Raw genomic sequence first — 10,678 nt, forward strand, 5'->3', positions numbered from 1 at the left:
GACCAGCCAGGGGTGCGGCCGGGGCCTCGTCGCCGGGTGAGAAATTGCGCACGCCGTAGTCGCGGTACTCGGCCGAATGACGCGATCGCGCCCGGCGGCCGGAGTCGCCGTACGGCGCGGACGGCGCCGGGTCGACGGGCAGGCCATCCCGGGCGTCGTCGACGCCCGAATGCCGTGCGCGTCGCCGCCCGCCGGTCGATTCGCCCGGCGAATCGCCGCCGGCCCAATTGCTGGCGGGCGCCCCGGGCGGCAACCACTGCCCTTCCGCGGCGGCCGGCTGCCAGCCCTGGCCGGGCCAGTGCGCCTGCTGCCGTCGTTGCGGTTCCGGCTCGGGCTGCGGTTCGGGTTCTGGCTGCGGCTCCGGTTGGAATTGGGCCGCCGGCGGGGGGGACGGTTGCTGACGCGGCTCGAACCGCGGTTCCGCCGGTCGCGCATACGGGGAGTCCTCGGCGTACGCGGGTTCCTCGGCGTATGCGGGATCCGGTGCCGGTTCGTACTGGTGACGGACCCGTTCGCGGCGGGGCGGCGGCTGCTGGCGAGGCGGGATCAGCGGTTCTTCGGGCACGTCGATGATGGCGTCGTCGGCGCGGCCGGGGTTGTCCTGCGGCACCGAGGTCACCCGGTCGCTGGGCACCCAGTCCACCGGGTTGTCGCGCGGGTTTTCGCCGTTGCGGTCCCACTCGCTGTACGCGCGTTCCGGTTGGGGCTCGGCCTCGGGCGTCCCCCCGAGGGCCGGGCGCTGCGCCAGGTCGGTGTCGAACAGGATTTCCAGGCTGGTCCGCAGGGCGGACAGTTCCGCGCGCAGCTCGGCGAGGTCGTCGGCGGCCTGGGCCCGCAGCTCGGAGGCCAGCTCGCGGCGCAGCTGCGACTCGACGGTCAGCTCGTATTCGCGCCGCGCCGAGATCTCCCGGTCCAGCTGCAGGTCGTAGACCAGCTTGAGGTCGCGGACCCGGGACTGGTCGGCGTCGCTTTGGCGGCGATAGAGCACGGACACGAAGGCGCCGGCGACTGCGGCCCACAGCGCCAGGATTACAGCGAGCTTGAGAAGTTCCACCCGATTGGTGAAAACCAATGCGGAACTGGCCCCCATCGCGAGGACCAGCAACGCGGTCAAGAGCACCCACCCCGGCCTGCGGCCGCCGCGCCGCACCCGGGCGCCGCGGGACAGAACGGTCATGGCCTGAGAGTACCTGCGCGAGGTCAATCCGCGTGTCGCGTGGCTCCGGCGATTCTCACCCGGGTTGGTCGCGAGGACGCCGGGGTTGCTCGCCCGGTGACCGCGGGCAATCCCGGCGCCGGGCTAGCTTTCCGCGCCCTCGCCGTGCTCGGTCGGATCCGGCGGTGACTTGCAGCAATGTTGCAGCCAGAGCGCGGCGACGACCAGCGCCAGCGCGCTGACGGCCGCCACCACCGTCCCCGTGGTGTCCTCGGCGGCGGCCCGCAACCAGGACTTGCGCGGCAGGAAGTACACCAGGATGCCGACCCACCAGCCCAGCATCAACGCGCCGACCCAGGCCGAGGCCTTGGCGACCACCAGGCTGCGTGCCACCGCGAGTGGATGCAGCCAGCCCGGACCGGACCCGATCTCGCCCTGGCCGATCTTGGCCCGCACGTGGCGCGCCCACAGCGCCTCGGCGACGGCCACCGCCAGCAACGACAGGCCGGTCCACACCGTGATCGGCGGAAACCACCGATACAGGCCCTTGACCAGCAGGTACCCCACCACGGCGGCGGCCACCACCGCGGCGGTCAGGTCACGCTTTCGGGTGGGGCCCATCAGGTCGCCGGCCCCCGATCGGCCGGCCTCCCGTTGGGCCGAAGGGTGAGGCCGGTGGGCCGCACGCCGTCCCGGTCGGCCGCTTCCAGCTGGGCGAGCAGGCCCGCGACCGGCTGTGGGCCATCGGCCAGCGTCAGCCGGGCGTCCGGCTCGACATCGAGCCAGGGGATGAGCACGAAGGCGCGCAGGTGGGCCAGCGGGTGCGGCAGCGTGAGGTTGTTCTCCCGGGAGATCACCTCGGTCGGGTCGTAGCAGGCGACCAGGTCGACGTCGAGGGTCCGCGGCCCCCAGCGCTCGCCGCGCACCCGGCCCGCTGCCCGCTCGAATTCCTGCGCGCGGCTCAGCCAGCCTTGCCCGTCGCGGGCCGGGTCGTCGGCGATCACCACCGCGTTGAGGAACGGTGCCTGATCCACCCGGCCCCAGGGGTCGGTCTCGTACACCGGTGACACCGCGAGCACCGTCTCCCCCAGGCCGTCGACAACGGACTGCAGCCGGGCCAGCCGGTCACCCAGATTGGAGCCGATCGACAGCACCACGCGGGTCATGGGCGCCACTCCTCGCCCCCGGCTACGCCGGCGTCATCGTCGTCAGCGCGCGTCATAGGGCCCCGCCCGCCGGAACCACCGACCCGCGCCCGCCGCGCCGCGACCGCCGCACCACCACCGCGACGTCGGCGAACTGCTGCGGGATCGGGGCCTGCGGCTTGTGCACCGTCACCTCGACGGCGTGCACGCGCTCGTCGTCCATCACCTGGTCGGCGATCTGGGCTCCGACGGTTTCGATCAGGTTGCGCGCGGGGCCGGCCACCACGTCGGCCGCCAGTCGGGCCAGCGCGGCGTAGTCGTAGGTGTCGGCCAGGTCGTCGCTGGCGGCCGCGCCGGCGAGGTCGATCCACACGGTGATGTCGACGACGAAGTCCTGACCGTTGGCGCGCTCGTGGTCGAAAACCCCGTGTTGTCCGCGAACCTTCAAGCCGCGCAACTCGATTCGATCAGCCATCGTCTCCCGCCAGTTCCGTGCGCAACCCGCCGGTCCAGGCCGCTACGACTTTGAGGGCATCGACGGTGGCCCGCACGTCGTGCACACGCACCCCCCAGGCACCATGGAGGGCGGCCAGCGCCGAAACCACCGCGGTCGCCGTCTCGCGCCCATCGGGCGGTCGCGGGGCCCCGTCGGCCCCGGCCAACAACGTACCGAGGAACCGTTTGCGCGACGCACCCAGGAGCACCGGGATGCCGGTCGCGACCAGCCGCGGCAGGGCGTGCAGCAGCGCCCAATTGTGTTGTCCCGTCTTGGCGAATCCCAATCCGGGATCGATCATCAACTGGCCGGGTTCGACACCGGCGGACACCGCCGCGTCCACGCTGGCCAGCAGCTCGGCGCGCACCTCGCCCACCACGTCGCGGTAGTGCGGTGCGGCGTGCGGACGCTCGGCCGACACCGATCGCCAATGCATCAGCACCCAGGGCACTTTCGCGTCGGCCAGCAGCGGCGCCATCGCGGGATCCGCGCGGCCACCGGACACGTCGTTGACGATCCTCGCCCCGGCGCACAGCGCCGCGCGCGCAACGTCGGCGTGCATGGTGTCGATGCTGACGGTGATTGCTTGCGCAGCAAGGGCCTTGACGACGGGGACGACCCGTGCGGTTTCGACCCGGGGGTCGACCCGGGGGGCGCCGGGGCGGGTCGACTCTCCCCCGACGTCGATGATGTCGGCGCCGTCGGCGACCAGGGCCAGCCCGTGGGCCACCGCCTTGTCCGGGTCGAGGTAGCGGCCGCCGTCGGAGAACGAATCGTCAGTGACGTTCAGAACTCCCATTACCTGCACGGGCGCCGGACTCACTTACGCAGGATCAGGTCGAGCGCCTCGGCTCGAGAAGCCGCGTTGGTCTTGAACAGGCCGCGCACCGCCGAGGTGGTGGTGACCGCTCCGGGCTTGCGCACACCGCGCATCGCCATGCACAGGTGTTCGGCCTCGACCACGACGATCACGCCCCGCGGGTTGAGCTTTTTGACCAGGGCGTCGGCGATCTGGCTGGTGAGCCGCTCCTGCACCTGGGGCCGTTTGGAATACAGGTCGACCAGCCGGGCGATCTTCGACAGCCCGGTGACCCTGCCGTCGTTGCCGGGGATGTAGCCGACGTGGGCCACGCCGTGGAACGCCACCAGGTGGTGCTCGCACGTGGAATACAGCGGAATCTCCTTGACCAGCACCAGTTCGTCGTGTTCCTCGTCGAACATGGTGTTGAGCACGCTGTCGGGGTCGGTGTAGAGCCCGGCGAACATCTCCCGGTAGGCGCGCGCCACGCGGGCCGGTGTCTCGCGCAGGCCGTCCCGGTCGGGGTCTTCGCCGATCGCGTGCAGCAACTCGCGGACCGCGGCCTCGGCGCGCTCCTGATCGAATGCGCGCGTCGCGGGCATCGCGGTATCCGGCCCCAAACCGCGTAAGGCCATCGAATCCTCCGTTTGCTCAGCCGTGCGCCGGCGGGTTGGACCGGCTCACGTCGTCATCCTGGCGGTCGGGCGACCCGCCCTCCGGGGCGGGCTGACCGGGCGGTGGATACGGCGGATACGGCGGGTACGACGGGCGCGCCTGACCCGGGTGACCCGCTCCCCCCTGCTGACCGGGATAACTTTGCTGACCGCCCGGATGGCCCTGCGGTCCCGGATAACCCTGGGGGCCCGGGTAACCGCGCGCCGGTTGCTGCCAATAGGGCTGCTGCCCGGGCTGCGGATGCCAGTAGGTCGGCTGTTGTTGCTGCGGCGGCCATCCCGGCGCGCGCCAGCCTGCCGGGGCGCCGTAGTCGGGCTGGGTGGGACCCTGCGGCTCACCCTGACGACTAGCGCCACCCTGAGTGCCATGAGAACCGTTGCCGCCGTTGGCGTTTCGGTCGGCCTCCAGGCGCGCGGCGGCGGCCGCCTCGCTGGCCCGGGCGATGGCCGCCTTGAAGGCCGGCTCCGGGGTCGGCGGCGGCCACGGCTCGCCGCGCTCGATGGCCAGCTCGCCGGGCGTCTTGATCGGCGGCTTGTCCGACGGGATGCGGCCACCGAAATCGTCGAACATGGTGAGCCGCGGCCGCTTTTCGACACCCGAGAAGATGCTCTCCAGCTCGGCCCGGTGCAGGGTCTCCTTTTCCAGCAGCTGGCCCGCCAAGGTGTCGAGAATGTCGCGGTATTCGGTGAGAATCTCCCACGCCTCGGTGTGGGCGGCCTCGATGAGTTTGCGGATCTCGTCGTCGATGTCGCGGGCGACCTCGTGCGAATAGTCGGCCTGCGTTCCCATGGTGCGGCCCAGGAACGGGTCGCCGTGCTCCGAACCGTATTTGACCGCACCGAGTTTGGAGCTCATCCCGAATTCGGTGACCATCGCGCGCGCGATCTTGGTCGCCTGCTCGATGTCGGACACCGCGCCGGTCGTCGGCTCCCGGAAGACCAGCTCCTCGGCGGCGCGCCCACCCATGGCGAACACCAGCTGCGCGATCATCTCCGAACGGGTCCGCAGGCCCTTGTCTTCCTCCGGCACCGCCACCGCGTGGCCACCGGTGCGCCCGCGAGCCAGGATCGTCACCTTGTAGATCGGCTCGATGTCGGGCATCGCCCAGGCCGCCAGCGTGTGCCCGCCCTCGTGGTAGGCGGTGATCTTCTTTTCCTGCTCGCTGATGATCCGGCCCTTGCGGCGCGGCCCACCGATCACCCGGTCGACCGCCTCCTCCAGCGCGGCGCTGGTGATTACGGTGCCGTTCTCGCGGGCGGTGAGCAACGCGGCCTCGTTGATGACGTTGGCCAGGTCGGCGCCGGTCATGCCGACGGTGCGCTTGGCCAGCCCGGCCAGGTCGGCGTCCGGGCCGATCGGCTTGCCCTTGGAATGCACTTCCAGCACCGCTTTGCGGCCCGCCAGGTCCGGGTTGGAGACCGGGATCTGGCGGTCGAAGCGGCCGGGACGCAGCAGCGCGGGGTCCAGGATGTCGGGCCGGTTGGTGGCCGCGATCAGGATGACGCCGGCGCGCGGGTCGAACCCGTCCATCTCGACCAGCAACTGGTTCAGCGTCTGCTCGCGCTCGTCGTGCCCGCCGCCGAGGCCCGCGCCGCGCTGGCGGCCCACGGCGTCGATCTCGTCGACGAAGATGATGCACGGGTTGTTCTGCTTGGCCTGATCGAACAGGTCACGCACGCGCGACGCACCGACGCCGACGAACATCTCCACGAAATCGGAGCCCGAGATCGTGAAGAAGGGAACCCCGGCCTCCCCGGCCACCGCGCGGGCCAGCAGCGTCTTACCGGTCCCCGGCGGGCCGTAGAGCAGCACGCCCTTGGGGATCTTGGCGCCCAGCGCCTGGTAGCGGCCCGGGTTCTGCAGGAAGTCCTTGATCTCGTAGAGCTCCTCGACCGCCTCGTCGACGCCGGCGACGTCGGCGAAGGTGGTCTTGGGCATGTCCTTGGACAGCTGTTTGGCCCGCGACTTGCCGAACCCGAAGCCCATCCGGGCCCCGCCCTGCATGCGGGAGAACATCACGAACAACCCCACCAGCAGGAGCAGCGGCAGCACGTAGACCAGCAATTCGCCCAGGATGCTGCCCTGGTTCACCACGGTGCTGACCTTGGCGTTCTTGGCGCTCAGCGCGTTGAACAGGTCGACCGCGTAGCCGCTGGGGAACTTGGTGATGACCTTGTCGGAATTGTCGGTGTCGCCATTGCCCTTCTTCAGGGTCAATCGCAGTTGCTGTTCGCGGTCGTCGATCTGGGCGCTTTTGACGTTGTCGCCGTTGATCTGGGACATCGCCACCGAGGTGTCGACGGGCTTATAGCCGCGGGTGTCGTCGCTGAAGTAGAAGAACGACCAACCGAGCAGCACCACGACAGCGATCGCCGTGACGGTGCGAATCACGTTTTTCCGGTTCATCAATCATCGGCCGTGCCGGCCAGGTCCTTCCCCGATATACACGCAGCTGAAAAAGTCCAGGCTACCGCTAGCGGAGATCGCCAGCTCCGGCAGAGCCGGGCGCCGGGGGTACTCCCCTACCTTCGGTGTGGGCCCTCCCGCTCGCGGTGGACGCGTCTTCGCCGCCCTGCTCAGTTAACGACCGGCAGTTCCCGGCTACTCGTAATAACGGGCCTCGATCACGTTGCCGTCGGGATCGGCGAAGTAGTACGTATGCGGCGACCATCCGCGGGCCCCGAAGCTGTGGTTGAGTCGCGTGCTGGTGTCCACGCCCGCCGTCGTCAGACGCGCATCCAGCGCGTCGAATTCGCCTTTCGGCAAGGCGAGACAGATGTGGTTGACCGGATGGCCGGCACTCCCCTCGGCCACCACCGACGAGGCCCCGGCCGGCACCATCTCAAGCGGCATCAAGTCGATGATGGAGTCCGCGCACACCCGCACGCTGGGAAACGGCGCGTCGCCGGCCTCGAATTCCTCGAACCGGACGGGCTCGAGCCCCACGACGCGGGTGTAGAAGTCCATCGAGATCCGGGGGCGCTTCGTCCAGAGCACCACGTGGTCCAGTCGCATCGGTTCGAGTATTCCCGGCTTTCGGCCACCGGTCCCGCAATTCGGACAAGCCGAACCGGTTCGGGGCCTTCTCAGCCAGCAACCGTTGTGCTTGGGTTGGACGGTGCCCCCAACCGAACGGTTAGTAGACACCAATGGCGTGCGGCTCAGGGTGATCGAAGCGGGCGACCGTGGGGCGCCCGTGGTGCTCCTGGCGCACGGGTTCCCGGAGCTGGCCTACTCCTGGCGCCATCAGATATCCGTCCTCGCCGATGCCGGCTATCACGTGCTGGCGCCGGATCAGCGCGGCTACGGCGGTTCGGATCGGCCGGGCGGCGTCGACGCCTACGACATCCATCAATTGACGGCCGACCTGGTCGGCCTGCTCGACGACGTCGACGCGCAGCGCGCCGTGTGGGTCGGGCACGACTGGGGCGCCGCCGTGGTGTGGAACGCCCCCTTGTTGCATCCGGACCGGGTTGCGGCCGTCGCCGCGCTGAGCGTGCCGGTGACTCCGCGCCCGCACGTGGCGCCGACGAAGGCGTGGCGCAAGATGTTCGGCGAGAACTTCTTCTACATCCTGTATTTCCAGGAGCCCGGTGCCGCCGACGCCGAATTGAACGCCGATCCCGCCCGGGTGATGCGGCGCATGATGGGCAGCCTGCGAGCCGACGGCAAGGATGCGCTGGTGCGGATGGCCACCCCCGGTCCGCAAGGCTTCCTCGACCGCCTTCCCGAGCCGGACGGACTGCCGGACTGGATAGCCCAGGACGAGCTGGACCACTACATCGCCGAGTTCTCCCGCACCGGCTTCACCGGCGGACTGAACTGGTACCGCAATTTCGACCGCAACTGGGAGACCACCCCCGAACTCGACGGCGTCAAGATCTCGGTCCCGTGCCTGTTCATCGGCGGGACGGCCGATCCGGTCCTGTCGTTCACCCGCACCGACCGCGCCTCCGACGCGATCTCCGGGCCCTACCAAGAGGTGATGATCGACGGCGCCGGGCATTGGCTGCAGCAGGAGCGCCCCGACGAGGTGAATGCGGCCTTACTGGAATTCCTCAACGGATTGGAGCTGCAATGAGCGCGCCCCTGCGTTTCGGAGTCTTTATCACGCCGTTTCACCCCGTCGGCCAATCTCCCACGGTGGCACTGGAATACGACATGGAACGCGTCGTCGCGCTGGATCGGCTCGGATTCGACGAAGCGTGGTTCGGCGAGCACCACTCCGGTGGCTACGAGCTGATCGCCTGTCCGGAGGTGTTCATCGCCGCGGCGGCCGAGCGGACCAAACACATCCGGCTGGGCACCGGGGTGGTGTCGCTGCCCTACCACCATCCGCTCATGGTCGCCGATCGCTGGGTGCTGCTGGACCACCTGACCCGCGGGCGGGTGATGTTCGGGACCGGTCCCGGCGCGCTGCCCTCGGACGCCTACATGATGGGCATCGACCCGATCGAGCAGCGCCGGATGATGCAGGAGTCACTCGAGGCGATCCTGGCGCTGTTCCGTGCCGCACCCAACGAACGCATCGACCGGCACTCCGACTGGTTCACCCTGCGCGACGCCCAATTGCACATCCGGCCCTACACCTGGCCCTACCCCGAAATCTCCACGGCGGCAATGATTTCACCGTCGGGCCCGCGATTGGCCGGCGCGCTTGGCACGTCGCTGCTGTCGCTGTCGATGTCGGTGCCCGGCGGCTACGCCGCGCTGGAAACCACCTGGGACGTGGTTCGCGAACAGGCCGCGAAGGCAGGTCGCGACGAGCCGGACCGCGCCGACTGGCGCGTCTTGAGCATCATGCACATCGCCGACAGCCGCGAGCAGGCCATCGACGACTGCACCTATGGGCTGCAGGATTTCGCGAATTACTTTGGCGCCGCGGGATTTGTGCCGCTAGCTAACAGCGTGGAAGGCACCCAGACGCCGCACGAGTTCGTCGCCGACTACGCGGCCAAGGGCAACTGCTGCATCGGCACGCCCGAGGACGCCATCGCGCACATCGAGGACCTGCTCGACCGCTCCGGCGGCTTCGGCACGCTGCTGATGCTCGGCCACGATTGGGCATCGCCGCAGGCGACGTACCACAGCTATGACCTGATGGCGCGCAAGGTGATTCCGCACTTCAAACGACAACTCGAAGCGTCGCGCTCGTCGCACGACTGGGCCAAGGCCAAGCGCGACCAGTTGATCGGCCGCGCGGGCGAGGCCGTGGTCAAGGCCATCACCGAGCACGTCGACGAGCAGAAAGACGCGGTGCACTGATGCGCGCGGCGGTGTTGCGCGACGGACGCATGGTCTATCGGGACGACGTGCCCGACCCGATACCGGAGGCCGGTCAGGTGTTGGTGGGCGTGCGGGCATGCGGAATCTGTGGCTCCGACCTGCATTTCGCCGCCCACGGCGCCCAGGTGCTGGAAATGAGCGACCGGGTGGCGGGCGGCGCGGGCGGCATGCACGTCGACCTGGGCCGCGACATCTTCATGGGTCACGAGTTCAGCGCCGAGATACTCGAAGCCGGGCCGGACACCGAGACCCATCCGCCGGGCACCATGGTGACGTCATTGCCGGTGTTGTTGTCCGCCAAGGGCGTCGAACCGATCGTCTACAGCAACAGCACCGTCGGCGGCTACGCCGAACGAATGCTGCTCTCGGCGCCGCTGCTGCTGCCCATCCCCAACGGCCTGGACCTCAAGCACGCCGCGCTCACCGAACCGATGGCCGTGGGGCTGCACGCGGTCAACAAGTCCAACATCGCGCCCGGCGAGACGGCCCTGGTGCTCGGCTGCGGCCCCATCGGCATCGCCATCATCGCCGCGCTGCGGGCGAAAGGCGTCGAAACCATTGTGGCGTCGGACTTTTCACCCAAGCGGCGCGAGCTCGCCACCGCGATGGGTGCCCACCAGACGGTGGACGCGGCGCAGGGGTCACCCTTCGACACCGTCAAGCCCGCGGTGGTGTTCGAGGCGGTCGGCGTGCCGGGAATCATCGACGGCGTCATGCTTCGGGCCCGGCCCGGTACCCGCCTGGTGGTGGCCGGCGTGTGCATGCAGCCCGACACGGTGCATCCGTTCTTCGCGATCGCCAAAGAGATCAATGTGCAATTCGTGCTCGCCTATACGCCCGACGAGTTCGGCGATTCGCTGCGCGCCCTGGCCGAGGGCGACATCGACGCCAGCCCATTGATCACCGGCGAAGTCGGCCTCGATGGGGTGGGCGCGGCGTTCGACGACCTGGCCGACCCCGAGCGGCACTGCAAGATTCTCGTCACGCCCTGAGGTTCGTCGCGGGGGTTTCGCCTTCGAATCAGCCTCCCGCCGGGGGTTGTGCGATGACGGTGGGCTTGAAACCGTATCGGGGCGTCACAAAGTGGGCGGCCGAGGCGCGCCCCGCCCCGCCGGTGGGCG

General features: G+C 69.5%; 12 protein-coding genes. 3 read left to right on the plus strand and 9 right to left on the minus strand.

What is annotated here, in order from left to right:
- The 8 genes from DQP57_RS25230 to DQP57_RS25265 form a co-directional block, all read right to left on the minus strand.
- A partial coding sequence (locus DQP57_RS25230; protein WP_112635485.1) for a DUF6779 domain-containing protein occupies positions 1-1,177 on the minus strand: 1,177 nt, incomplete at its 3' end.
- Positions 1,178-1,300: 123 nt separating this feature from the next.
- A complete protein-coding gene (locus DQP57_RS25235; RefSeq protein ID WP_112635487.1) occupies positions 1,301-1,777 on the minus strand; it encodes a DUF3180 domain-containing protein in 477 nt (158 codons plus the stop codon).
- A complete protein-coding gene (folK, locus tag DQP57_RS25240) occupies positions 1,777-2,322 on the minus strand; it encodes a 2-amino-4-hydroxy-6-hydroxymethyldihydropteridine diphosphokinase (RefSeq protein ID WP_112635489.1) in 546 nt (181 codons plus the stop codon). Before folK ends, DQP57_RS25235 begins: the two co-directional genes overlap by 1 nt.
- Before the next feature lie 52 nt (positions 2,323-2,374).
- Positions 2,375-2,776 (minus strand): dihydroneopterin aldolase, encoded by a 402-nt coding sequence (gene folB, locus DQP57_RS25245; RefSeq protein ID WP_112635491.1) that lies wholly within the window; start codon positions 2,774-2,776, stop codon positions 2,375-2,377.
- Positions 2,769-3,620, minus strand: coding sequence for a dihydropteroate synthase (gene folP / locus DQP57_RS25250; protein WP_112635493.1), 852 nt, complete (start codon positions 3,618-3,620; stop codon positions 2,769-2,771). The genes folB and folP overlap by 8 nt, the downstream gene beginning before the upstream one ends.
- Positions 3,617-4,231: a GTP cyclohydrolase I FolE gene (folE, locus tag DQP57_RS25255; protein WP_112635495.1), complete on the minus strand. Its 615-nt coding sequence runs from the start codon at positions 4,229-4,231 to the stop codon at positions 3,617-3,619. The genes folP and folE overlap by 4 nt, the downstream gene beginning before the upstream one ends.
- A 16-nt stretch (positions 4,232-4,247) precedes the next feature.
- Complete coding sequence (ftsH, locus tag DQP57_RS25260) at positions 4,248-6,677, minus strand: ATP-dependent zinc metalloprotease FtsH (RefSeq protein WP_112635497.1); 2,430 nt, start codon at positions 6,675-6,677, stop codon at positions 4,248-4,250.
- Positions 6,678-6,872: 195 nt separating this feature from the next.
- Positions 6,873-7,286 (minus strand): VOC family protein, encoded by a 414-nt coding sequence (locus DQP57_RS25265; RefSeq protein ID WP_112635499.1) that lies wholly within the window; start codon positions 7,284-7,286, stop codon positions 6,873-6,875.
- A gap of 103 nt (positions 7,287-7,389) precedes the next feature.
- Here DQP57_RS25265 and DQP57_RS25270 point away from each other — a divergent pair, with 103 nt between their 5' ends.
- Genes DQP57_RS25270 through DQP57_RS25280 form a run of 3 tightly spaced genes read left to right on the plus strand, consistent with a single transcriptional unit; the run spans position 7,390 to position 10,549 of the window.
- Positions 7,390-8,352, plus strand: a complete 963-nt coding sequence (locus DQP57_RS25270) for an alpha/beta fold hydrolase (RefSeq protein ID WP_205869236.1) — start codon at positions 7,390-7,392, stop codon at positions 8,350-8,352.
- On the plus strand, positions 8,349-9,536 hold the full coding sequence (locus DQP57_RS25275) for an LLM class flavin-dependent oxidoreductase (protein ID WP_112635503.1): 1,188 nt from the start codon (positions 8,349-8,351) through the stop codon (positions 9,534-9,536). Before DQP57_RS25270 ends, DQP57_RS25275 begins: the two co-directional genes overlap by 4 nt.
- Complete coding sequence (locus DQP57_RS25280; RefSeq protein ID WP_112635505.1) at positions 9,536-10,549, plus strand: zinc-binding dehydrogenase; 1,014 nt, start codon at positions 9,536-9,538, stop codon at positions 10,547-10,549. Before DQP57_RS25275 ends, DQP57_RS25280 begins: the two co-directional genes overlap by 1 nt.
- 28 nt (positions 10,550-10,577) lie before the next feature.
- Here DQP57_RS25280 and DQP57_RS25285 read toward each other — a convergent pair.
- Positions 10,578-10,678, minus strand: a 101-nt coding sequence (locus DQP57_RS25285) for a PPE family protein, SVP subgroup (RefSeq protein ID WP_133259310.1), incomplete at its 5' end; no start/stop codon positions are given.

The sequence above is a fragment of the Mycobacterium colombiense genome, from assembly GCF_003284935.1.
GTDB lineage: Bacteria > Actinomycetota > Actinomycetes > Mycobacteriales > Mycobacteriaceae > Mycobacterium > Mycobacterium arosiense_A.